This is a genomic window from Streptomyces sp. NPDC048441 (assembly GCF_043200235.1).
Lineage (GTDB): Bacteria > Actinomycetota > Actinomycetes > Streptomycetales > Streptomycetaceae > Streptomyces.
Genome location: NZ_JBICXM010000016.1, coordinates 20,494 through 45,192 on the forward strand (window position 1 = coordinate 20,494; position 24,699 = coordinate 45,192).

Here is a 24,699-nt window from a genome sequence, read left to right on the forward strand (position 1 = left end):
CCGTGTCTCCTACAGCACCCGGCGTCTGCGTCCCAGCCAGGTCTGCGCGATCACCACGAGTGCCAAGAAGGCGCCGCTGACCACCTGTTGGTAGGCGGAGTCGAGCGAGCCGATCTGGTTGATGACGTTCTGGATGACCTTCAGGAGCATTACTCCCACGAGTGATCCGCTGATGAAGCCGAAGCCGCCGGTCAGCAGGGTGCCGCCGATGACCACCGCGGAGATCGCCTCCAGCTCCATGCCCGAGCCGAGGATGGTGACGCCCGAGACGAGCCAGGCCGCGTTGAGCGCGCCCGCGAGGCCCGCGCAGAGGCCGGAGAGGGTGTAGACGGCGATCTTCGTGCGGGCCACGGGGGCGCCCATGAGCGCCGCCGCGTCCTCGTTGCCGCCCACCGCGTACACGTACTGCCCGAAGCTGCTGCGGCGCAGGATCACCGCGCCGATGACGAAGAGGGCCAGGGTGATCCAGACCGGGGCTCCGACGCCCAGGATCTTTCCCTGCCCCAGCGTCGCGAAGAACGAGTCCTTGTCGACCAGATAGGTCTTGGAGCCCTCGTCCGTGATCGACAGGAGGATGCCGCGTGCGCCCAGCATCGCGGCCAGCGTCACGATGAAGGGGGCCAGCCGGGAGCGGGCGATCAGGAGGCCGTTTACCAGGCCGATCAGGCCGCACACGGCCAGCGGGAGGAGGAGTGCGACCGCTGTCCCGTACTGCGAACCCCAGGCCGCGAGTACCCCGCCGAGTGCGAACAGGGACCCTACGGAGAGGTCGATGCCGCCGGTGATGATGACGAAGGTCATGCCGAGCGCGACGACCGCGAGGAACGCGGAGGAGACCGCCATGTTCTCCAGGTTGTCGCCCGTCAGGAACGTGTCGAAGCTGAGCGATGCCGCGATGACGGCGACCACGAGGGTGATCAGGGCGCCGTGTTGCTGGGCGAGGGCGCTGATGCGGTCGGAGCGGGTCGCTCCGGTCTGCTCGTCCGCTGGCTTCTTCATGGGCTTGGCCTCGGATAGGACGGTGCCGGTCACCGCTTGCCCCTCTCCCGTGCCGCGTAGACGGCGAGAATGATCACTACGGCCTGGGCGATCTGCGTCCAGGAGGGCGGCAGATCGTGCTTGATGAGCGTGGCGGTGAGCAGCTGGATCAGTACGGCGCCCGCGACGGTGCCGCCGATCCGCACGCGTCCGCCGCTGAGCGGTGTACCGCCGACCACGACGGCCGTGATCGCGGACAGTTCCATGAGGTTGCCGAGTGACGTCGGGTCGCTGGCGGTGAGGCGGGCCGTCGCCAGGACGCCCGCGATGGCGGCGAGGGCGCCGGAGCAGACGTACACGAGGATCAGTACGCGTCGTACGGGGAGCCCCGCGAGGCGGGCGGCCGGGCGGCTGTCGCCGATGGCGAGGAGCTGGCGGCCGAAGGTGGTGCGCCGTACGACGAAGGCGACGAGGAATGCGAGCGCTGCCGCGATCAGGACGACGTAGGGGATGCCGAGGACATCGCCGGAGCCGAGCGATGCCATGGTCGGGTCGCGTACGTCCTTGAGCTGGGGGAGCAGGACGAGGGCGAGGCCTCGGGCGGCGACCATCAACGCCAGTGTGGCGACGATGGGCTGGACACCGATGAAGGCGATGAGCGAGCCGTTCGCGATGCCGATCGCTGCGCCGCCGATGACCGCGACGATGAGTGCGATCCATGTCCCGTAACCCAGGTAGAGGGAGAGGAGGGACGTGGAGAGGGCCATGACCGAGCCGACGGAGAGGTCCACGCCCTCGCTGCCGATGGCCAGGGCCATGCCGAGCGCCACGATGAGGACGGGGGCCACCTGGACTGCCTGGGTGCGGAAGTTCTCGGCGGAGAGGAAGTGCGGGGTGAGGGCGATGTTGAGCAGGATGAGGACGGCTACGCCCAGGTAGACGCCGTAGTTCTGGAGGTGGCGGAGGATGCGCTCGCGGTCGGCGGCGGTTCTGCTGAGAGCGAGGTCGGTCATGGGGAACTCCGGATGGGCCTGCTTGCGGGGCTTCGGGTGCCGGTCCGGGTGCGGGCCGTCGTCGGGGGGCCGTCACTCATCGGAGCCCCCGGTGGTGGCTATCGCTCGCATGAGGGCGTCCTCTGTGAGCGTGGGGCCTGTGAGTTCCTCGATCACCTTGCCGTCCTTGAGGACTATCACCCGGTCGGAGCCCTCGATCAGTTCCTCCATGTCGGAGGAGATGAGGAGTACGGCCAGGCCATCGTCCGCCAACTCGTCTATCAGCTTCTGGACTTCGGCCTTCGCGCCTATGTCTATGCCTCGGGTGGGCTCGTCGAGGAGGAGCACCTTCGGGTTCATCGCCAGCCAGCGGGCCAGGAGGACCTTCTGCTGGTTGCCGCCGGACAGTTCGCCCACCTTCTGGTGGGGGCCCGATGCCTTGATGCGCAGGCGCTTCATGAAGGTGTCGACGATCGTGTCGATGCGGCTCTCGTTCACCAGGCCGAAGCGGGAGAGGCGGGGGAGTGCGGCGAGCGCGATGTTCTCGCGGACCGAGAGGCCGGGGACTATGCCCTCCGCCTTGCGGTCCTCGGGGAGGAGGCTGATGCCGGCCCGGATGGCGGCGGGGGTCGAGCCGGTGCGGACCGGGGTTCCGGCCACCAGTACGTGGCCCGAGGTGGGTGGCAGTGCTCCTGCGATGGCCTTCGCCGTTTCGCTGCGGCCCGAGCCGAGCAGGCCGCCGAGGCCCACCACCTCGCCGGGCCGGATGTCGACGGACACGCCATGGAGTGTGCGGTTCACCGTCAACGCCTGGGCCTTGAGGACTGGTTGGGAGGCGGTGTTCTCGTGGCTCCCGGAGAAATTGGTGACGCCCTCTTCTTGTACGTCCCCTACCTCGCGGCCCAGCATGAGGGAGACGAGGCGGAGTCGGTCGAGCGCTGCGATCCGGCCCGTGTGCACCAGCTTGCCGTCACGCAGGACGGTGACCGTGTCGCACACCTCGTACAGCTCCTCCAGGCGGTGGCTCACGTAGATCACCGCTATCCCGCGGTCCCGCAACATGCGGATGACGCCGAACAGGGTCTGCACCTCGCGGGGTTCGAGGGACGACGTCGGCTCGTCCATGATGACGACCTGCGCGTCGACCGAGACCGCTCGTGCCAGGGCCACCATCTGCTGGGTGCCGATGCCCAGTTCGCGCAGCGGGCGGCGTACGTCGATGTGTATGCCCAGGCGTCGCAGGGCTTCGTCCGCCTCGCGGTGCATCCGGCGGAAGTCGATGAGGCCCAGGCGGCCGCGGGGCTCGCGGCCCAGGAAGAGGTTGCGGGCCACGCTCATCAGGGGGACGAGGTTGACCTCCTGGTAGATGGTGGAGATGCCCGCGTGCTGGGCTTCGAGCGGGCTGGCGAAGGCGACCTGTCGGTCGTTGTACGTGAGCTTGCCGGCGTCCGGTGCGTACACGCCCGTCAGAACCTTGATGAGCGTCGACTTGCCCGCGCCGTTCTCGCCGATCAGGGCGTGCACCTCGCCCGCCCGCGCGGTGAAGTCGACCGAGTCCAGAGCTCGTACGCCCGGGAACGTCTTGGAGAGATGGGTCACTGACAGGACGTCAGTCATGTCAGAACGCCTTGCCGAGGTCCGCCTTGGCGTTGGTCTTCGTGTACGCGCTGTCCTTGATGACGATGTCCTGCGAGACCTTCGTACCCTTGGTGAAAGTGTCCAGGGTCTGGAAGGCGAGCGGGCCGAAGCGCGGGTTCGACTCGATGACGCCGTCGATCCAGCCGTCCACGATGCCCTGCACGGCGTTGCGCGTGCCGTCGACCGTCACGATCTTCACGTCGCCGGCCTTCTTGCCCGCACCCTTGAGGGCGTTGACCGCGCCGAGGCCCATCTCGTCGTTCTCGGCGTAGATCCCGGTGATGTCGGGCTTGGACTGGATGAGCTGCTCGGTGACCTGCTGGCCCTTCTCGCGGGCGAACTCGCCAGTCTGTTTGAAGACGACCTTCAGGTCTGGGGCCTTCTCCTTGATGCGGTCCTGGAAACCCTTGGTGCGCTCGGTCGTCACGTTGTTGCCCGCCGCGCCGAGCAGGATCGCGACCTTGCCCTTGCCGCCCGTCGACTTGATCATCTGGTCGGCCGCCCGCTTGCCCTGCTCGACGAAGTCGGAGCCGATGAAGCTGACATAGTCCTTGCAGGCCTTGGCGTTGATCTTGCGGTCGATGGTGATGATCGGGATGTGCTTGGCGGCGGCCGCGCGCAGCACCGGCTCCCAGCCGTCGGAGTTGAGGGGCGCGATGACCAGGAGGTCGGCGCCCTTGGCGATGAGGTCCTGGACGTCGCTGATCTGCTTGGAGAACTGCGACTGGGCGTTGGCCGTGAGCAGCTTCACGCCGCGCTTCTTCGCTTCTGCCTTGATGGACGCCGTCTCCGCGATGCGGAAGGGGTTGGCCTCCTTCTCGGACTGGGAGAAGCCCACGGTGGCGGACTTGAGGTCCAGCTTCTTGCCGCCGTACGCGTCGATCGCGCAGGCCGGGCCGCTGCCCGCGCTCGGCTCCGAGACGACCTGGCCCGAATCGGCCTTGTCCTGCGACGCGGAGCTCTTGTCGCCGTCGTCCTCGGACTTGGCGCACCCGGCGGCGAACGCGAGGCTCGCGGCGAGACCGGCGGCGAGGAGGGTCCTGGCTGAGGAACGGCTAAGGAGTGTGGTCGGCATCATGGAGTCCCCAAAACGGCACGGCCCCGGCACTGAGAGCGCTCACGGGAGGATCGGCACTTACGGTCAACTCGGCGGTACGGGGAGCTTTTTACATCGTTGGAAGGAGGCTGTAAACCCTCCGCGCAAGGCGGGGCACCCGACGGCTCAGCGTCGGCCGAGCGTGCTCTCGCGCTCCACCAGCCGGAATTCCGCGCTGAGTTCGCGTCCCGCAGGCTCTCCGGCACCCTCCAGGCTGCGCAGCAGCGAGGCCACCGCGAGCCGTGCGATGGACTGCTTGTCCGGCGAGACCGTGGTCAGCGTGACCGCCCCGAACTGACCCTCCGCGATGTCGTCGAAGCCGACCACCGCCACGTCCCACGGCACCCGCAGACCGCGCTCGTGCAGCACCCGCATCGCACCGATCGCCACCAGGTCGTTGTACGCGAACACCGCGTCGGGCCGCACCCCGGCGTCCAGCATCCGCGCCATCGCCTTCGCCCCGTCCCAGCGGTTCCAGCCGCCGACCGGGCCCACCAGATTGTCCGGCGCGGCAATCCCCGCCTGCGTCAACTCCTCGCGCCAGCCTTGCAGTCGAAGGTGCGCGGGGCGGTTCGCCGAGTCCGTACGGGCGCCGAGATAGGCGATGCGGGTACGGCCACGGCCGATGAGATGGCGCACCGCCGTGCGGGCGGCGGCCACGTTGTCGATCGCGATGTGGTCGTACGGCAGGTCGTACTGTCGCTCACCGAGCAGCACCAGCGGTACGTCGTCCTCGCGGCCCCGCAGGTCGTCCGACTCCAGCTCCAGAGGGCTCAGGATCAGGCCGTCGATGACCCGGGCGCGGAAGCCCTGGCTGACCAGGACCTCCTGTTCGCGGTCGCCGCGCGTGTGGTCGAGAAGCACCGTGAAGTCGTGCTCGGCCGCCGCGTCGATGACGGCGCCCGCCAGCTCGGCGAAGTACGGGTTGCCCAGCTCGGGGACGGCGAGCGCGATGATGCCCGTACGGCCCTTTCGCAGATGACGAGCCGTCAAGTTCGGTCGGTAGCCCAGCTCATCGATGGCCTCCTGCACGCGGGCCCGCATCGCCGGGGTGACGTGCTGATACTTGTTCACCACATTCGAAACGGTCTTGATGGAGACGCCCGCGTGCTCCGCGACGTCCTTGAGACTTACCCGCACGTGCAGCTCCCTGCGTCGAGTGCACCCCGTGTCCGGGGGTGTTTGTCATGCCCCTGGACAGCGCGCCGGGAGGCGTGCTGTCATGCCAACTGCCGTCCCTTCCAACGTTGTACAGATTCGTTGTACAGACTGCGGCGGCGAGCCGCCACCCTTCCTCAGCCTTCAAGCACCGCTTCAAGCAACGGAGGATCCGTGCGCCCCATCAGACCCGGAAAAGTCCGGCAGCGACTGATACTGCTGCTCACCGTCGCCCTCGCCTTCGCCGGACTCACCGCCGTACCGGCCGCGACAGCCGCCGCCGACGAACCCCCCGAAGTCCACGGCCTGAAGGGCGAGTACTACACCCAGTCCGCCCCCGGAGCCTTCGACTTCCACGAGCTCAAGGCCACCGGCTTCGACCAGCGCATCGACTTCGACAACCTCGACCCGCGCCTGACCTTCGCCACCGGAAAGGCCGACGACGCCACCGTCCGCTGGACCGGCAAGGTCGTCCCCGAGAAGACCGGATCCCACACCTTCTCCATGATCGGCGACAACGGTTTCCGCCTCTGGGTCGACGGCAAGCTCGCCATCGACCACTGGGTCGACGACTGGGACAAGGAACAGACCGCGAAACCAGTCGAGTTGACGGCCGGAAAGGCCTACGACATCAAGGTCGAGTACTTCGAGCACTACGGCGGCTCCAACCTCCACCTGCGCTGGACCGAGCCCGGCGGCACCAAGCAGGCGATCCCGCAGTCCGCCTTCCGCCTCCCCGACGGCTACGAGTACGACGGAGCCACCGCCGCCACGGTCCGCAAGGACGGCCGCACCCTCAAGCTCGACTTCGCGCAGGAGCTAGCCGCGCCCCCGAAGGATCTCGCCACCCACATCGAGGCGGTCATCGGCGGCGCCAAGTGGCCCATCGGCACCGTCAAGGCCGACCCCGAGGACTCCCGCGCGCTCCTCGTCGACCTCAAGGAACCCGTGGTGGGCAACAAGGAAGGCACGGCGAAGGGCACCGCCGACCTGCGCTACGACGGCAAGGGCGGCCTGGCCGGTGACGACGGCAAGGCGGTCGCCGCGTTCTGGAGCAGCGGACCCAACCACTCCACGCACCAACTGCGCACCAAGTGGGCCGACGAAGTGGGCCCGGACAACGCGCTCCCCGAATACCCCCGCCCCCAGCTGACCCGCGACGCCTGGCGCAACCTCAACGGCTCCTGGCAGTTCGCATCCGCCAAGGCCGGCGAGAAGCCCCCGGTGGGCAAGCAGCTCGGCGAGAAGATCCTCGTCCCCTACCCCGTGGAGTCCCAGCTCTCCGGCGTACAACGGCACGAGGACCGCATGTGGTACCGCAGGACCTTCACCGTCCCCCAGGGCTGGAAGGTGGGCGACGGCAAGCGCCTCAAGCTCAACTTCGGCGCGGTCGACTGGCAGTCCGAGGTGTTCGTGAACGGCGAGAAGGTCGCCGAACACAAGGGCGGCTACGACAAGTTCAGTACCGACATCACGGACGCCCTGAAGCCGGGGAAGACCCAGGAGCTGATCGTCGGCGTCTACGACCCGACCGACTCCAAGGACGGCGAGAACCCGCCCGTCGGCAAGCAGCGCCTCGACCCCAGCGGCATCTGGTACACCCCGTCGTCCGGCATCTGGCAGACGGTGTGGATGGAGCCGGTGGCCGCGGACCACGCCGACTCGCTCAAGATCACGCCGGATGTGCCCGCCAAGCAGGTCACCGTCGAGCCCAAGGGCGTACGCGACGGAGTGCCGGTCAAGGCGGTCGCGTACGAAGGGAAGAAGAAGGTCGCCGAGGCGAGCGGCCGCACGGGCACACCGCTCAAGCTGAAGATCGCCGACCCGCGCCTCTGGTCGCCGGACGACCCCTTCCTCTACGACCTGACGGTGACTGTCGGTCGCGACCAGGTCAAGAGCTACTTCGGGATGCGCTCCATCTCGGTGGAGAAGGTGAACGGCACTCCGCGCACCATGCTCAACGGAAAACCCCAGTTCCTGATGGCCACGCTCGACCAGGGCTTCTGGCCGGACGGCCTGCACACCGCGCCGACCGATGAGGCGCTCGCGTACGACCTGAAGATGCACAAGGAGATGGGCTTCAACTCCGTCCGCAAGCACATCAAGGTGGAACCTGACCGCTGGTTCTACTGGGCGGACAAGCTGGGCCTGCTGGTCTGGCAGGACATGCCCGCGATGGATGCGGGCCGCAACCCGAGCACGGCGGCCCGTACCCAGTACGAGCTCGAGATGAAGCAGATGATCGACGAGCACGCGAGCCACCCGTCGATCGTCATGTGGGTCACCTTCAACGAGGGCTGGGGCCAGTACGACCAGGGCCGCATCGCCACCCAGGCGAAGGCCTGGGACCCGACCCGCCTGGTCAACGGCATGTCGGGCCTCAACCTCGGGGCCGACGGCGGCACCGGCGACATCATGGATGAGCACGGCTACCCGAGCCCGGCGCTGCCGCCCAAGCCCGACGGCGTACGGGCACAGATCAACGGGGAGTACGGCGGCCTCGGACTCGCCGTGCCAGGTCACGCCTGGTCTGTGCAGCAGAGTTACGTCGACGTGGACCCGGCGACGTACACGGACGACTACCTCACCAAGCTCAAGGAGGTGCACGCGCTCGCCTGCAAGGGCGGCAACGGCGCCGTCTACACCCAGATCTCGGATGTGGAAGGCGAGTTGAACGGGCTCCTCACGTACGACCGCAGGGTCGTCAAGCCCGATGTGAAGCGGCTCAAGGCAGCACACGAGGCCTTGATCAGCGACGTGTCACGGCCTGACCCGGCGGGGTGCCCGGGTTCCTGACCGGGTGCGGGGCGCTCCGGCCTGTCGGCGGGCCGGAGCGTTCAGGTCCCTAACCCGTGGACGCGGGCCCGCACACTCGGCATGATCACCCCGTGATCACGGAGAACGAGTGGATGCGGCCCGCGGCCAGGAACAACGCCGAGTGGTGCGACGCGGTCTGCCGCGCGCACGGCCTGGCGGGGGAGTTCGGCGCCGGGGTGTGGAGCAGTGCGCGGCGGACGCCGCCGCTGTATCCGGACGCCGTATCGCTCACCCCCGAGGCGTCGGCGGCCGATCTTGTGGCGCGGATCGACACGACGTCACCGGGCTGCACGGTCAAGGACAGCTTCGCCTGCCTCGATCTGGAGCCGCTGGGCTTCGAGGTGCTCTTCGAGGCGCAGTGGATCCACCGTCCCGCGGGTGAGGCTCTTGTGGGTCCTCCTCCGGCCGTCCACTGGGAGCCGCTCAGGAGCGCCGATTCGCTGCCCGCGTGGGAGACCGCGTGGAACGACGGTGAGGCGGGCGACGGCTTGTTCCGGCCCGAACTGCTCGCCGGGGACGCGACGTTCCTGGCCGGGACCACCTCCGAAGGCAGGATCGTCGCGGGCGCCGTCGCGAGCCGCAGCGATTTCGTGGTGGGTATCTCCAACCTGTTCGCCGTGGGTGAGGCATCGGGCGGTGAGGAGTCCGCCTGGGCGGGCTGCCTGACCGAAGCCGCCCGGCTCTGGCCCGGCCTGCCCGTCGTCGGATACGAGAGCGGGGAGAGCCTCGACATGGCAGTCCGTCAGGGGTTCACCGCGATCGGGCCGCTGAGGATCTGGCTGCGGACGGCCTGAGAGTCACCACCGTTTCCCGGCAGTCCTCTCCCTCCCTCCCTCCCACCCCTTGACGCACACGAAGCGCCCCCCGAAGAATGATCGCGTTCCGCCCTTTGACAACGTTGTCCAAGAATCCAAGGAGGCGTTCCCACCCATGAGATGGACTCAACGGCTACGCGGTACGGGTGTGGCGGTGGCCGCGGCCGCACTCCTCGGTGGAGCGCTCGCCATACCGGCGGCGCAGGCCGCCCCGGCAACCGGCGGTCGACTGACCGACCTGGTCAACCCGTTCATCGGGACCGAGAACGAGGGCAACACCTATCCCGGCGCCGCCGTGCCCTTCGGCATGGTCCAGTTCTCGCCCGACACCGGCCACAACACGGGTTACGACCATTCCGACACCCACATCCGCGGTTTCTCGACCGTCCATCTCTCGGGCGTGGGCTGTGGTCTCGGCGGTGATCTGCCGGTCCTCCCCACGACGGGCGACGTCAAGGAGACGGACTACGCCAAGTACGCGGCGGAGTTCAGCCATGACGACGAGAAGGCGAGCCCCGGTTCCTACCAGGTGGGCCTCAAGTCCGGCATCAACGCCGAGCTGACGGCCACCGAGCGCACCGGCGTGCAGCGGTACACCTTCCCCGCCACCGACAAGGCCAACGTCCTGCTCAACGCGGGTCAGTCGCTGCACAAGACGGGCAGCACCAAGGTCGAGGTCCTCGACAGCCGTACGATCCGCACTGCGATCACCGGCAGCGGCTTCTGCCAGGACACCAAGCCGTACACCGTCTACACGATCACCCGTTTCGACCGGCCCTTCACCACGTCGGGCACCTGGAAGGGCGACACCGTCACGGCGGGCGCCAAGGAGTCGTCGGCGGGTGGGGAGCGCAACGGCGCCTACGCCCGGTTCGACACCTCCAAGGACCGCACCGTCGAGGCGACCACCGCTCTGTCGTACGTCGATGCCAAGGGCGCCGCGCTCAACCTCCGTACGGAGGGAGGCCGTTCGTACGACCGTGTCGCGAAGGCCGCTCAGTCCGCGTGGGAGGACCGCCTCGACGACGTGAAGGCGCAGGGCGGCAGCGAGACCGTGCGCCGCACCTTCTACTCGTCCCTCTACCGTTCGTTCCTCGCGCCGAACATCGGCAGTGATGTCGACGGCCGATACACCGGCTGGGACCAGAAGACCCACCGGGCTGCTGCTGACGGGGACTTCACCTACTACCAGAACTGGTCGCTGTGGGACACCTACCGCACCCAGGCGCAGCTCCTCTCCCTGCTCGCGCCGCACGAGTCCCGTGACATGGCGCGCTCCGTCCTGAAGATCGACGAGGAGAGCGGCTGGCTGCCCAAGTGGGGCTACGGCACCGTCGAGACGAACATCATGACCGGCGACCCGGTCACTCCCTTCCTCACCAACGCCTACCAGCAGGGTCTGCTCAAGGGGCATGAGGAGGAGGCGTACCGCGCGCTGAAGAAGAACGCGGACGGCGTGCCGCCCACCGAATCCGCGCCCGTCGGCCGCGAGGCCAACAAGGAGTACATCGCCGACGGTTTCGCGCCGTACATCAAGGGGCGCCCGCACGCCAAGCCCGGCGACTCCGACTACGACCACGGTGCCTCCGCGACGCTGGAGTACGCCCTTTCGGACGCGATGCTCGCCGAGATGGCCCGCGATCTGGGGCATGACGCCGACGCGAAGCGCTATGCCGACCGTGCGCAGAACTACCGGAAGATCTTCGACAGTTCGACCGGATTCTTCCGTGCGCGGGACGCCGATGGCGCCTTCACCGGTCCCGCCGACCCGGCCAAGAGCGAGGGCTTCCACGAGGGCACGTCCTGGCAGTACCAGTGGCTCGTCCCGCAGGACCTGCCAGGCATGGTCGACCTGATCGGCGGCAAGCAGGCCACGAACGGCCGTCTCGACTCCTTCTTCGCCTACGAGCAGCTCCTGAAGGACCCGGCGAAGACCGCACGCGAGGTGTGGGTCAACGGACCCTACGACTACTACAACGCTGACAAGTACAACCCCCAGAACGAGCCCGACCTCATCGCCCCGTACACGTACCTGTCGACGGGCCAGCCGTGGAAGACCACCGACGTGGTGCACGCCGCGCTCACCCTCTTCACGGACGCCCCGACCGGGATGACGGGGAACGACGACCTCGGCACCATGTCGGCCTGGAACGTGCTGTCCTCGATCGGGGTCTTCCCGGTCCAGCCCGGCACGGACACCTGGGGTCTCTCGACACCCGTCTTCGAGCGCGTCGACCTCACCCTCGACCGCCGCTACTACCCGAAGGGGCGCCTCACGGTGAAGGCGCCGGGTACGTCGGACACCAACCGGTACATCCAGTCGGCGAGCGCGGACGGCGCCGACTACGGCAAGACGTATCTGACGACCGACGACATCCGCGACACCCGTGAACTCTCCTTCACCGTGGGCGACAAGCCTTCGGAGTGGGGCACGTCAGCCGGGGCGGCCCCGCCCGCGCTGAAGTGACGTACGCGGATCGTTCGGCGTACGCCGAACGTCGGTGAAGTGACGTAGGGCATACGCCACTTACGCCACACCAGGCCCGCCTCTCCCAGAGAGGCGGGCCTTAATCTGTTGTTAACTGTGCGTAGCTTGATCGTACTTGACCGTAGTCGCGCAACGGCGATTGACTGCTCGTTCGTGCCCCGCCCCCCGCACCGCCCTCTACGCGAGAGCAGCCCGTTGACTACGCAGACTACGCAGCCGAACGAGACCTCTGACCTGCTCGCACCCCTCGACCTCGCCTTCTGGAACATCGAGTCCGCCGAACATCCCATGCATCTGGGCGCGCTCGGCGTCTTCGACGCCGAATCGCCGGGAGCCGCCGAGCGGGCCGCCCAGCTCCTCGCCGCGCGGGCCGCCGCCGTGCCCGGACTGCGACTGCGCATACGTCCGGTCTGGCTGCCGGTCGGTGGAGCCGTCCGGGCGCCCGCCCCCGCCTTCGATCCGCTGGACCACGTCCGGCTCGTCGAGCCGGTGGAGGACTTCCACGCCGTGGCGGGCGAGCTCATGCAGTGCCCCCTCGAGCGCGGCAGGCCGCCGTGGGAAGCGCATGTGCTGCCGGGGGCCGACGGCACTTCCTTCGCCGTCCTGTTCAAGTTCCACCACGCCCTCGCGGACGGTCTGCGCGCCCTGATGCTCGCCGCGGCCGTGATGGACCCCGTCGACCTGCCCGCCCCGCGACCGGCTCCCGCGCCGCCCGAGGCCTCCCGGTGGTCCTGGCTGCCCGACCCGCGCAAGCTGCCCGGCCTGGTCCGCGACACCGTCACCGACGTGGGGCAGGCCCTGGACATCGGCACGTCCGTCGCCCGCGCGACCCTGGGCGTACGCTCATCGGCCGCGCTCACCTCCGACGCCACCGGGACGCGGCGCACCGCGGGGGTGCTGCTCGACCTGGACGATGTGCACCGCGTACGCAAGACCGTGGGCGGCACCGTCAACGACGTACTGATCGCCGTGGTCGCCGGAGCCCTGCGCCGCTGGCTCGACGAGCGGGGCGACGGCAGCGAGGGCGTGGAACCGCGCGCCCTGGTCCCCGTCTCCCGGCGCAGGCCGCGCACCGCACAGCCGCCCGGCAACCGGCTCTCCGGATATCTGGTCCGGCTGCCCGTGGGCGAACCGGACCCGCTCGCGCGGCTGCGGACCGTGCGGGCCGCCATGGACCGCAACAAGGACGCGGGCCCAGGACGCGGCGCCGGTGCGGTCGCCCTGCTCGCCGACCACGTGCCGCCGCTCGGCCACCGCATCGGCGGCCGAGTCGTCGCGCAGGCCGCCCGGCTGCTCTTCGACATCCTCGTCACCAGCGTCCCGCTGCCCAGCCTCGGCCTGAGACTCGGCGGCTGCCCGCTCGCCGCCGTGTACCCCTTCGCGCCGCTCGCCCAGGGGCAGGCGCTCGCCGTCGCCGTGTCGACGTACCGGGGCCGGGTGCACTTCGGTCTTGTCGCCGACGCGGTCGCCGTGCCCGATCTGGATCTTCTCGCCGAGAGTGTGCGGGACGAGCTCGCCGGGCTCGTCGAAGCGTGTGCGGACCGTTCGAGTTTGGAGGACGGGGCTTTCGCTACGTAAAGTTCTCTTCTTTGGAGCTTCCGCGGTCACCCAGACGAGCCGCGGCCAGAGTGACGCGAGGACAGCGGCGATGACGGTGACAGAGGACAGCCTGGAGGCTGCCGGTTCGACCGGGGAGGCCGTCGATTTCGGCCCCGGCATCGACCCCGACCGCCTCGCCACCTGCCTGAGCGTGCTCGACGAGCTCGACAAGCTGGACGTCGACCACCCCGACGCGATCGCGGTGCGCCGGGCCACGGCCGGGATCTACCGGACCGTGAAGCAGCGCCGCCGCCAGGACCGCAGGGCCGCCAAGACCGCGCACGACAAGGCGGTCACCGAGGCCACCGCCACCGGGTCCGCCGAGCGGATCGACGACGAGACCGAGGGTCTGCTGCCCTCCTCGCAGACCGAGGAGGGCCGGATCGCGGGGATACTCCAGCGCCCGCGCTCCTGCTACACCTGCAAGACCCGGTTCGTGGAAGTCGACTACTTCTACCACCAGCTGTGTCCGGACTGCGCCCGCCTGAACCGCTCCAAGCGGGACGCCCGCACCGACCTCACCGGCAAGCGCGCGCTGCTCACCGGCGGCCGAGCCAAGATCGGCATGTACATCGCCCTTCGCCTCCTTCGTGACGGCGCCCACACCACCATCACGACGCGGTTCCCCAAGGACGCCATCCGCCGCTTCAAGGCGATGGACGACTCGGCGGACTGGCTGCACCGCCTGGAGGTCGTCGGCATCGACCTGCGCGACCCGGCCCAGTCCGTCGCGCTCGCCGAGCGGGTCGCCGCGGCGGGACCGCTCGACATTCTGATCAACAACGCCACCCAGACCGTGCGCCGCCTGCCCTCCGCGTACGCCGCCCTGGTCGATGGCGAGGGTGCGCCGCTGCCCGCGGGGGAACTGCCCGCCCACTCCGTGATCGGCGCCTTCAACTCCGGCGCGGTGGACGGCCTGGCCGCGCTGCCCCTGGGCACCAGCGGCCTGGACGCGCAGCAGGTCGCCGACCTCGCACTCGTCGCGGGCAACGCAAGCGTCGCCCGGCACCTCGACGGCACCGCCATCGACGCGGGCGGCCTGGTCCCGGACGTCGTCGACAGCAATACGTGGGTGCAGACCATCGAGCAGATCTCCCCGGTGGAGCTCCTCGAGACCCAGCTGTGCAACTACACCTCGCCGTTCATCCTGATCAGCGCGCTGCGTCCGGCGATGGCCGGCGCCGCGAAGACGGCATCGAGCGGCCGCTCCTACGTCGTCAACGTCTCGGCGATGGAGGGCGTCTTCGGCCGCGGGTACAAGGGCGCGGGCCACCCGAACACGAACGCGGCGAAGGCCGCGATGAACATGGTGACGCGGACCAGCGCCCAGGAGATGTTCCAGACCGACGGCATCCTCATGACGTCGATCGACACCGGCTGGATCACCGACGAGCGCCCGCACTACGACAAGCTGCGCCTCGCCGACGAGGGCTTCCACGCCCCGCTCGACCTGATCGACGGCGCGGCGCGGGTCTACGATCCGATCGTGCGCGGTGAGGCGGGCGAGGACCTGTTCGGCATCTTCCTGAAGGACTACGCACCCGGCAAGTGGTAGGACGCGGGCGTTCAGCACGACGGGCCGTACAAACGTCATAGACATCTGTATGGGTACGCCATGACGCGGACAGCGGCGACGCGTCAGGCCTCGCCCATCGTCGCGCGCAGCCGCTCGTGCACGGCGTACGAAGAGACTCCACTCGCGGCTGCTCGCACCCGCGTCCCGCCGTCCACCAGCAAGTCCGCGCCCGTCACCCATTCGGCCGCGTCCGACACAAGCCATGCCACGGCCCGCGCCACGTCCTCCGGCTCGCCCATGCGGCCGAGCGGCAGGCTCGCGGCGAGCCGCTCCTCGGCGCCGTCCCACACGAAGCGGGCCATCTCGGTGCGGACGAGGCCGGGGGACACGGAGTTGACCCGCACCAAGGGCGCCAGTTCGCCCGCGAGTTGGGCGGTCAGGTGCAGGAGCGCCGCCTTGCTCGTGCCGTACGCCCCTACATTCGGGCCGACATGGGACGCGCCCTCCGTGCAGATGTTCACCACCGAGCCGCCGTGCTCGCCCATCCAGGCCCGCCAGGCGAGCTGCGTCAGGCGCAGCGCGGCCTCGACGTTCACGGTGAAGGCGTCACGCCACCGTGTGAGGTCGACGTCCATCAGTGCGCCGTAGGGGGCGTTCGTCGCGGCGTTGTTCACCAGTACGTCGAGCCGCCCGAACTCCCTTACGGCGAGGGCCACGCAGGCTTCCGCCCGGCCGGAATCAGCCACGCCGCCCGCGCATCCGACGGCCTCCGCGCCGTCCGCGCGCAGGCCGGCCACCGCCGCCCCCAGGGTGTCCGGGTCGCGGGCCGTCATGACAAGGCGATGCCCGGACTCCGCGAGGGCCCGCGCGACGGCGAGCCCGATGCCTCGCGACGCTCCGGTCACCAGGGCCACCGCACTGTCTCGTACCTGCCGAGATGTCATCGGCGTACGGTCCCACGAAGTGCCGTAAAGGCCCATGGGGTCGACCCGTTGGAGCGTCAGGAGCCCATCGGCCACCCCCACACCATCACCAACTGTCTGAAATCCACCCCTTCGCCTACCCCCATCGAGCGCGGGCGTGCTCATTTGGTTAACCTAGGGCGAACGGACGGCCCCAAGGGATCCACAAGCGCCCCCAAGCCGCCCTGGGACAGGCTCGCAACCACGACCGCGGTCCCGCCCGAAAACCGGCGCCACCGCGACCGAATTGCTCTTGTCCTTCCGTTACGCGACACAAAGGAGTGCGCGGTGACACCAGATCTGACGAAGCAGGAAAAGCGACCGGCGGAACGTGGCGGCGAGCGGGCCGGCAGGCCATGCAAGCTCAGCAATCTGGATTCGTGGGCCAAGGCAGCCCCGATCCGTCTTGCCGGCTACGAGGACGACCTCGCGGAGCCGCACATCCTCCCCGGAATCGACTGATCCGACCGCTTCGCCGCGTGCCCCCTGCCGAACCTTCTGCAGGGGGCACGGGCGTGTGAGGGGTCGGGAAGGCCCGGTGGCCTGGGCGGAGTCGTACTGTCTCGCGGAAAGCTCGGAGGTATCGAGCGTGATTGCCTTCCGCTTGCCGGGAATGAACACGGTGAAGAGCATTGACAGGCCTCCGTCACGCTTCAATCATCGGATCTCATGACCGAGCATCCTGAACTTCCCGAGTCCTCTTCTGGTTCTGTCTCTGGTTCTGTCTCTGGTTCCGCGGCGGCGGCCTCCGCGCTCCCCAGACGTCACGCACTCGGATTCATCGGAGCAACGGCAGGGGCGGCCGCCGGTGCCGTCCTCATTCCGGCAGCCGCGGCCCATGCGAGCCCGCCGTCCGTCCACCCGGAGCAGCGGGAACCGGAGGCGCCGGGCGGCGGCGACTGGGCAACCGTCCCCACGCCTGTCCCCGTCTCGCTGGAGCAGTGGTTCGACAACGACGGCATCGACACCGCCGCCTCGCGCGGCGGCGACTTCGACGGCTCCGGCCACACCTTCCCCGGCGAGGAACTCCCGGCCGGGCGTGTCGAGATCGACGGCGTCCCCTACGACTTCCCGTCATCGGCCGCCGGAGCCAAGAACAACGTCGTCGCCCTCGGCCAGCGCATCGACCTGCCCAAGGGCCGCTACCTCTCCGCGCTCTTCCTCGCCGCGGGCAGCTACGGCTCCGCCGCGGGCCACGCCACCGTGCACTACGCCGACGGCTCCACCACCGGCGCGAGTCTCGGCGGCCCCGACTGGTACGCGGACGGCAGCGGACTCACGGCGGCGTACCGCTACAAGCCCGACGGTACGAAGGACCAGCACCCGGTCGGCATCGGCGTATCCGAGCTGTGGCTCGACCCGCGTCGCGAGGCCGTCGCCATCACCCTGCCGACGACCAGCGAGGCGAAGCCGGACAAGGCCTCCCTGCACGTCTTCGCCCTCACCGTCCAGCCTGTCGCGGAAGGGCGGGCGCTGACCCTCCGCGACGCCCGCTCCACCGTGTCGCTCCTGGAGTCGAGCGGCGCCCAGAGCGTCGAGGCGACCGTCGTCAACGCGGGCACCGTCACCCTCCTGGCAGCCGACGCGGTGTCCATCGGCGTCGACGTCCCCGGTGCCCGCACCGTGAGCGCCGCGCCCGTCACGCGGCTCGACCCCGGCGAGCAGGCCAGGGTGCGCATCGGCATCCGCAATCGCACCGGGGTCGCGCCCGGCACCCGGCAGGACGGCCGGATCGTCGCCGAGGGGCGCGGCGGGACGGCGGCCACCACCGGCAGGAAGCTCACGCTCGGCGTACCCGACTACCGGCCGAGTGCCGAGTCCCTGGCCACCCACCAGGCGCCGCACTGGTTCCACGGCGCCAAGTTCGGCATCTTCATCCACTGGGGTGTCTACTCGGTGCCGGCCTGGGCGCCTGTCGGCAAGCAGTACGCCGAGTGGTACTGGCGGCACATGCAGGACAAGAACAACCCGACGCATGCCCATCACCGTGACACCTACGGCGAGGACTTCGCGTACGACGACTTCATTCCGCGGTTCAAGGCGGAGAAGTTCGACCCGCGCGCGTGGGTGGAGCTCTTCCGGGACGCGGGCGCCCGCTACCACGTCCTGACCTCCAAGCACCACGAGGGCTTCGCGCTCTGGGACACCAAGGTCTCCGACCGCAACTCCGTCAAGATGGGCCCCGAGAAGGACCTCATCAAGGAACTCTTCGACGCCTCGCGCCGCTATACGCCCGAGCTGCACCGGGCCCTGTACTTCTCGATGCCGGAGTGGTTCAACCCGGACCAGCCGTGGAAGGGCGACCTCTACCCGCCGCGCAATCCCTACACCCTGGAACCCGTGCCCTACACCGGATACACCTCCGGCAAGGACTTCGTGAAGGACTACCAGGCCAAGCAGTTGCTCGAGCTCATCAAGGGCGGCTACGACCCCGAGCTCCTGTGGTGCGACATCGGCGGCCCGAACGACAGCCTCAACGTCCTCGCCGAGTACTTCAACCACGGCAAGAACCGGCCGAAGCCGCGCGAGGTCGCGGTCAACAACCGCGCGGGCATCCCGTTCCACGACTTCACGACGCCCGAGTACACGACGTACGACAACACCGTCGTCGCCAAGTGGGAGTCGAGCCGCGGACTCGACCCGTTCAGCTACGGCTACAACGCCGAGACGCCCGACGATAAATACATGACCACCGAGGAGATCGTGCACAGCCTCGTCGACATCGTCTCCAAGAACGGCAACTTCCTGCTCGACATCGGTCCGCGCGCGGACGGCACCATCCCGGAGATCATGCAGACCCGGCTGCGGGAGACGGGGCAGTGGCTCAAGACCAACGGCGAGGCGATCTACGAGACGACCTACTGGTCCCGGATGGCGCAGCTCGGCGACGACCTGCGCTTCACCGTCCGACAGAACAAGGCGTTCTACATCCACTCACTGGCCGAGCCCGGCGCCAAGCTCACCGTCGAGGCGCCGGTGCCGATCGGGAGCGGTGACAAGGTGACGATGCTGGGGTATCGGCGGCCGCTGACCTGGCGTACGACGGGGGACGCGCTGGTCATCGACGTACCGGCGGCCGCGCGTAAGACGGGCGAGCACGTGTGGGTGTTCAAGGTGGAGTGGCGCGACTGAGGGCGTCAGACGGTAATGCAGATTCATCCGATGGATCGGCGTAAATGTCCAAGCCCCCGCCGCAGTCAATGCATTGACTGCGGCGGGGGTCGCTTGAATCATCGGATGTCATGACTGACCTGCGCACGATCTTCACGCCCCGCGCATCTCGAGCGCCCCGCGCGCGTCCGCGTCGGCTGAGAGGCGCCGTGGTGGCCCTGCTGCTGCTCACGGCGCCGCTCCCGGCGGCTCGGGCGGCCGGGGGGACGCCGCAGCCCACCGCGGACCCGCCCCGCACCGTCCCCGCCCTCACCGACTGGACGCCACAGAAGGGGAGTTACGCCTACACCCAGGACACCCGCCTCATCGCACACGGCCCGGCGGCGCGGCAGGTCGCCCGTACCCTCGCGGAGGATCTGCGTGCGGCGGGCGAGGGCCGGGTGCCGGTCACCGGCGGTGCCCCGCGCGACGGCGACATCGTCATCGCCGTCGCTCCCGAGCAGAAACCGCTCGGCGCCGAAGGGTACGAACTCCGCGCGGCCAACCGCCTGGAGATCACCGGTGCGACCGAGACCGGCGCCTTCTACGGCACCCGCACGCTCCTCCAGCTGCTCGCCAAGAGCGACCGCGTCCCGGCCGGACGCACGGTCGACGTTCCCCAGTACAAGGAACGCGGCGTAGGCGTCTGCGCCTGCTACATCCACATCTCGACGCCCTGGCTGGAGAACCTCGTACGCGACATGGCGTACAACAAGCAGAACCAACTGCTCCTTGAACTCAAGGTGAAGAGCGACAAGCACCCCGAGGCCAACTCCTGGGGCTACTACACGAAGAGTGAGATACGCCGACTCGTCGCACTCGGCGAGAAGTACCACGTCACGATCATCCCGGAGATCAACTCACCGGGCCACATGGACCCTTGGCTGGAGAAGCGCACCGACCTCCAGCTGACCGACTCCGACGGCAAGCCGCAGCCGTCGCGCCTCGACATCACCAAGGACGAGGCCTTCTCCTACTACACGAGTCTCATCGACGAGTACGCCGACGTGTTCCCCGCGAAGTCCTGGCACATGGGTGCCGACGAGTACATGCTCGGCTCCGACTTCGCCAAGTACCCGCAGATCCTCGAATACGCGAAGAAGAAGTACGGCGAGAAGGCGACCCCGCAGGACGCCTTCGTCGACTTCATCAACCGGGTGCACACGTATGCGGCGGGCAAGGGCAAGCAACTGCGCATCTGGAACGACGGTCTGACGGGTGCGAACACCGTGCCGGTCGCGGCGGGGACGAGCGTCGAGCACTGGCTCGACGTGAAGACGAAGCCGAGCCGACTCATCGCACAGGGATACCCGTTGCAGAACGCCGCGTACGCCCTCTACCTCGTCCGCGGCGGCTTCCACACCGACACCAAGGCGCTGTACGACAAGGCGTGGGACCCGCGCAGCTTCGAGGGCGAGAAGCTCGCGTCGCGGGACGGCATCACCGGCGCGAAGATCAGCCTGTGGCCCGACAACGGCAGGGGCGAGACCGAGAACGAGGTCGCGGCCTCCATGGCGCTGCCGCTCAGCCATATCGCGCAGGTCACCTGGGGTTCCGCACACCCCGACCCGACGTACACGGACTTCACCGCCCGCGCCAAGTCCGTGGGCCACGCGCCCGGTTGGCGCGACCTGACGCGGTCTCCGATCGCCGATGGGACGTACACCCTGCGGGACACCAAGGGAGCGGCCGAACCCACCGCCTACGAGATCAAGCGCACCGCCGACGGCTACGTCACCCTGAAGTCCGTGGCCGACGGCACCTGCCTGGAGACCCGCAGCGGCAAGCTCACGCTCAACGTGCCTCTGGAGCCGGGAAGTTCGGTCACGCCGGAGACGTGCGACGCGGCGAACACCTTGCAGCGATGGCAGCTGGTGAAGGGCGCGGACGGCTACCGGCTGACGAACGCGATCACGCGGATGTCCGTGTACGTCACCGGGGACGGGCGGCTTCAGCAGTTCCCGGCGGATCAACAGACCCCGGCGGCCTGGACCTTGACCACCAGCTGAGCCCACTGCCACACGACACGACAGGGAGACCCGCACACCCATGACCGTCAGCAGACGTCTTTTCGTGACCGCCGCCGTCACCACGGCAGTCGCCGCATCGAGCAGTTCCCTCGCGCTCGCCGCACCCGGCCGCCCCGTGGGCGCCGCCGCCGCTCCCCAACCGCCCTACCGGATTCCGATCAGCCCCGCCGACTCCCCGGACGAGGTCGTCACCAAGGCCTCCCGAGTCCGGCCCACGGAACGGCAGATCGCCTGGCAGCGCCTGGAGCAGACCGCGTTCCTGCACTTCGGGGTGAACACCTTCACAGGCCTGGAATGGGGCACGGGCGACGAGGACCCCGACGTCTTCCAGCCCTCGGGCCTCGATACGGACCAGTGGGCGCGGGCCCTGCGCGACGGGGGCTTCAAGCTGGCCATCCTCACCGTCAAGCACCACGACGGATTCGTCCTCTACCCGTCGCGCTACACCAAGCACAGTGTGGTGAGCAGCAGTTGGCAGGGCGGAAAGGGCGACGTACTGCGCTCGTTCGCCGATTCCCTGCGGCGGTACGGGATCAAGGTGGGCGTCTACATCTCGCCCGCCGACGAGAACCAGTACCTGCACGGCGTGTACGCCAACGGCAGCGCGCGCTCGCAGCGGACCATTCCCACGCCGGTCGAGGGCGACGACAGGGCGGGCGCCGCCGCCGTACGGTCGTTCACGCTCGACGCGACCGACTACGGCGCGCACATGCTCAACCAGCTGTACGAGGTGCTCACCGAGTACGGGCCCGTGGACGAGGTGTGGTTCGACGGTGCGCAGGGTCGGATCCCGCCGGAGAAGGTCGAGACGTACGACTGGGACAGCTGGTATGCGGTCATCCGCGCCCTGGCCCCGAACGCGACGGTCGCCGTACGCGGCCCGGACGTCCGCTGGGTGGGCAACGAGGGCGGGCTCGCGCGCGAGGACGAGTGGAGCGTCGTCCCGGTCAAGGACTCGGGGAACGGGAGCATCGACTACGCCCTGAAGTACGACGCGCCCGACCAGGGGAGCAGGGCCGCGCTCGCCGAGGCGAGGGCGGTCGCCCAGTACGTGCAGTGGTGGCCGGCGGAGTGCGATGTGTCGATCCGCCCGGGGTGGTTCTACCACGACGACCAACAGCCCAAGTCCGTCGAGCAGTTGACGGACATCTGGTTCCGGTCGGTGGGCCGCAACTCGGTACTGCTCCTCAACATCCCGCCGGACAAGCGAGGCCTGCTCCCGGCGGCGGACGTGGCCCGCCTGCGGGAGTTCCACGAGCGGATCGGCCGCGAACTGCCGGAGGACTTCGCGCGGGGCGCGCGGGCCCGAGGGGACGGCAGCCGTCCGTCGTACGCGGTGGACGGCGACCCGGACACGGCGTGGACGTGCCCGGCGCCATCCAAGGGGACGCTCACGGTCGACCTCGGCGAGGCGCGCGAGGTGGACCGGATCCGGCTCGGGGAGGCGATCCGGCAGGGGCAGCAGTTGGAGCACGCGGTGATCGAGGCACGGGTGTCCTCCGGGGCCGGGTGGTCCCTCGTGACCGAGGTGGACACGGTGGGCGCGAGCCGGGTCCTGACCCTGGCCTCGCCCGTGCGGGCCCGGGAGTGGCGGCTTCGGGTGACGGGGTCGCGGGGCGCGGTGCGGTTGGCGGAGTTCGGGTTGTACCGGTCGCGGGTGTAGGGGCTGTGCTCCGGGAGCCGCGTGGAGGGCTTGCGCTTGTTCCGCGAGGCGTGGCTCCCGGCCGTTCGGCCTTCGATGTCCGGCGCCCCTGCCCGGTGTTACCGTCTCCGCCATGTCCAACTCCGCCATGTCCAAGAATGAGATCGACGCCGTGACCGCCGAGTTCTTCGGCGCCTTCGACAACGTGGGCGGCAAGCACGCCGACGTGGCCAGGCTGCGCCGCCTCGTCATCCCGGGTGGCGTGATCGTCGCGACAGGACCACAGTTCTCGGTCTACACGGTGGACGAGTTCATCGAGCCCCGCCAACGGCTCCTGACGGACGGCCGGTTGGTGGAGTTCTCGGAGTGGGAGACCTCCGAGCGGACCGAGATCGAGGGTGACATCGCCTCGCGGTTCGGCGAGTACCGCAAATCCGGGATCCTGGACGGAGAGCCGTTCGAGGGCGGCGGGACGAAGACCATCCAGTTCGTCCGCACCCCGTCGGACGGCTGGCGGATCGCGGCCTTCTCCTGGTACGACAAGGCCTGACCGCCGGGCCGTCCGCGTCCCTGCGGTCGGACGTGCCGGCTCTGTCGAGCGCTACCCCGGCAGGGGCGGCTCGGCCCCGGCCCGCAGCCCCGTGCTCTCCCGCTCGATCAGCGTGGGCAGCGGCACCTGGACCGTCGCCGCGGGGCCGTCGTCCAGGAGCGACAGGAGCTCGCGCGCCGCCGTCCGCCCGAAGGACACGGTGTCGCGGGACAGTGCCGTCAGCCATGGATGCACCATCCGGCACAGCGCCGAGTCCTCCCACGCGACCACCGACACATCGCCCGGCACGCTGACCCCGAGCGCCGCCGCCGCTGCCACCCCGGCGACGGCCATCACGTCGTTGTCGTACACGAGAGCCGTCGGCGGTGAAGGCGCGGAGAGGACCCGCCGCGTGACCGCCGCCCCCTCCGAGTCCGAGTAGTCCGTGGTCACCGAGCGGACCTCGGACAGGTCGCGGCGCTCCGCCTCGGCCCGCAGAGTGCGGATGCGCCGCTCAGTGTGCGCGAGTCCCGGCAGGCCCGCGATGTGCACGATGCGGCGGTGGCCGAGGGCGTGCAAGTGGTCCACGACCGATGCCATCGCGCCCGCGTCGTCCGCCCAGACCGTGGAGAGGCCGGAGTGGTCGGCGTCCGGGTCGGGCACGCCGCCCGTCAGCACCGCGGGCAGCCCCAACTCGTCGAGCAGGGCAGGGCGGGGGTCGTCCGTGCGCGGGTCCACGACCAGGACGCCGTCCACCCGGTGCTCGGCCCACCAGCGCTGGTAGACCGCGCACTCGGCGGCGACGTCCTCCACCACCTGGAAGAGCAGGCCGAGGCGACGCTCCGCGAGGGCCTCCTGGATGCCCGAGATCAGCTGCAGGAAGAAGGAGTCGACGCCGAGTGTCCCCGCGGGCCTCGCCACCACGAGACCCACCGTCGCGGAGCCCTCACCGGACAGGGCGCGCGCCGCCGTGCTCGGGTGCCAGCCCAGCTGCTCGGCGACCCTGCGGACGCGGTCGCGGGTGACGTCGGAGACTCCGGGCCGGTCGTTGAGCGCGAAGGACACGGCGCTCTCGGAGACTCCGGCGCGGCGCGCGATGTCCTTCATGGTCGGCCGGCGTGCCGGGGACCGCTTGCCTTGCACCCGTGTTGCCCCTTTCCTGTTGCGCACATACTAATGCGCTTGAGCCCGACCACTCTAAAGCGCATTAGTCGATCGCCGCAAGAAGTCGAACACACCGCACTGACCTGCATAGTTGATGAGGACGGCAAGGATTATTCAACGAATCC

At 69.2% G+C, this 24,699-nt stretch carries 17 protein-coding genes; 10 read left to right on the forward strand and 7 right to left on the reverse strand.

What is annotated here, in order from left to right; genetic code table 11:
- Window positions 1–9: 9 nt before the first annotated feature.
- The 5 genes from ACGFSB_RS31565 to ACGFSB_RS31585 all read right to left on the reverse strand — a co-directional run bounded on the left by ACGFSB_RS31565 (window position 10) and on the right by ACGFSB_RS31585 (window position 5,844).
- Window positions 10–999, reverse strand: coding sequence for an ABC transporter permease (locus ACGFSB_RS31565; protein ID WP_393406591.1), 990 nt, complete (start codon window positions 997–999; stop codon window positions 10–12).
- Between the two features lie 29 nt (window positions 1,000–1,028).
- Window positions 1,029–1,991, reverse strand: coding sequence for an ABC transporter permease (locus ACGFSB_RS31570; RefSeq protein WP_393406289.1), 963 nt, complete (start codon window positions 1,989–1,991; stop codon window positions 1,029–1,031).
- Window positions 1,992–2,063: 72 nt separating this feature from the next.
- Complete coding sequence (locus tag ACGFSB_RS31575) at window positions 2,064–3,587, reverse strand: sugar ABC transporter ATP-binding protein (protein ID WP_393406291.1); 1,524 nt, start codon at window positions 3,585–3,587, stop codon at window positions 2,064–2,066.
- Window position 3,588: 1 nt separating this feature from the next.
- Window positions 3,589–4,686 (reverse strand): ABC transporter substrate-binding protein, encoded by a 1,098-nt coding sequence (locus ACGFSB_RS31580; protein WP_393406293.1) that lies wholly within the window; start codon window positions 4,684–4,686, stop codon window positions 3,589–3,591.
- Between the two features lie 144 nt (window positions 4,687–4,830).
- Window positions 4,831–5,844, reverse strand: a complete 1,014-nt coding sequence (locus ACGFSB_RS31585; RefSeq protein ID WP_393406296.1) for a LacI family DNA-binding transcriptional regulator — start codon at window positions 5,842–5,844, stop codon at window positions 4,831–4,833.
- A gap of 42 nt (window positions 5,845–5,886) precedes the next feature.
- Here ACGFSB_RS31585 and ACGFSB_RS31590 point away from each other — a divergent pair, with 42 nt between their 5' ends.
- From ACGFSB_RS31590 to ACGFSB_RS31610, 5 genes are all read left to right on the forward strand, one after another.
- Complete coding sequence (locus ACGFSB_RS31590; protein WP_393406299.1) at window positions 5,887–8,658, forward strand: PA14 domain-containing protein; 2,772 nt, start codon at window positions 5,887–5,889, stop codon at window positions 8,656–8,658.
- 113 nt (window positions 8,659–8,771) lie between these two features.
- On the forward strand, window positions 8,772–9,473 hold the full coding sequence (locus ACGFSB_RS31595; RefSeq protein ID WP_393406593.1) for a hypothetical protein: 702 nt from the start codon (window positions 8,772–8,774) through the stop codon (window positions 9,471–9,473).
- A gap of 136 nt (window positions 9,474–9,609) precedes the next feature.
- Window positions 9,610–11,961 (forward strand): GH92 family glycosyl hydrolase, encoded by a 2,352-nt coding sequence (locus tag ACGFSB_RS31600; protein WP_393406301.1) that lies wholly within the window; start codon window positions 9,610–9,612, stop codon window positions 11,959–11,961.
- A 216-nt stretch (window positions 11,962–12,177) separates the two neighbouring features.
- On the forward strand, window positions 12,178–13,560 hold the full coding sequence (locus ACGFSB_RS31605; protein WP_393406304.1) for a wax ester/triacylglycerol synthase family O-acyltransferase: 1,383 nt from the start codon (window positions 12,178–12,180) through the stop codon (window positions 13,558–13,560).
- 70 nt (window positions 13,561–13,630) lie between these two features.
- Window positions 13,631–15,136: an SDR family NAD(P)-dependent oxidoreductase gene (locus ACGFSB_RS31610; RefSeq protein WP_393406306.1), complete on the forward strand. Its 1,506-nt coding sequence runs from the start codon at window positions 13,631–13,633 to the stop codon at window positions 15,134–15,136.
- Between the two features lie 83 nt (window positions 15,137–15,219).
- On the opposite strand, the gene ACGFSB_RS31615 is transcribed toward ACGFSB_RS31610, so the two are convergent.
- A complete protein-coding gene (locus ACGFSB_RS31615) occupies window positions 15,220–16,041 on the reverse strand; it encodes an SDR family oxidoreductase (protein ID WP_393406308.1) in 822 nt (273 codons plus the stop codon).
- A 306-nt stretch (window positions 16,042–16,347) separates the two neighbouring features.
- On the opposite strand from ACGFSB_RS31615, the gene ACGFSB_RS31620 reads away from it, so the two are divergent.
- The 5 genes from ACGFSB_RS31620 to ACGFSB_RS31640 all read left to right on the forward strand — a co-directional run bounded on the left by ACGFSB_RS31620 (window position 16,348) and on the right by ACGFSB_RS31640 (window position 23,431).
- Window positions 16,348–16,521, forward strand: coding sequence for a hypothetical protein (locus ACGFSB_RS31620; RefSeq protein WP_393406310.1), 174 nt, complete (start codon window positions 16,348–16,350; stop codon window positions 16,519–16,521).
- A gap of 207 nt (window positions 16,522–16,728) precedes the next feature.
- Entirely contained in the window at window positions 16,729–19,191 is a 2,463-nt protein-coding gene (locus ACGFSB_RS31625; protein WP_393406312.1) for an alpha-L-fucosidase, read from the forward strand.
- 110 nt (window positions 19,192–19,301) lie between these two features.
- A complete protein-coding gene (locus tag ACGFSB_RS31630) occupies window positions 19,302–21,218 on the forward strand; it encodes a family 20 glycosylhydrolase (RefSeq protein ID WP_393406315.1) in 1,917 nt (638 codons plus the stop codon).
- Window positions 21,219–21,258: 40 nt separating this feature from the next.
- Entirely contained in the window at window positions 21,259–22,902 is a 1,644-nt protein-coding gene (locus tag ACGFSB_RS31635) for an alpha-L-fucosidase (RefSeq protein ID WP_393406317.1), read from the forward strand.
- Between the two features lie 127 nt (window positions 22,903–23,029).
- Complete coding sequence (locus ACGFSB_RS31640; protein WP_393406595.1) at window positions 23,030–23,431, forward strand: DUF4440 domain-containing protein; 402 nt, start codon at window positions 23,030–23,032, stop codon at window positions 23,429–23,431.
- A gap of 51 nt (window positions 23,432–23,482) precedes the next feature.
- On the opposite strand, the gene ACGFSB_RS31645 is transcribed toward ACGFSB_RS31640, so the two are convergent.
- Window positions 23,483–24,517: a LacI family DNA-binding transcriptional regulator gene (locus ACGFSB_RS31645; RefSeq protein ID WP_393406319.1), complete on the reverse strand. Its 1,035-nt coding sequence runs from the start codon at window positions 24,515–24,517 to the stop codon at window positions 23,483–23,485.
- Between the last annotated feature and the right edge of the window lie 182 nt (window positions 24,518–24,699).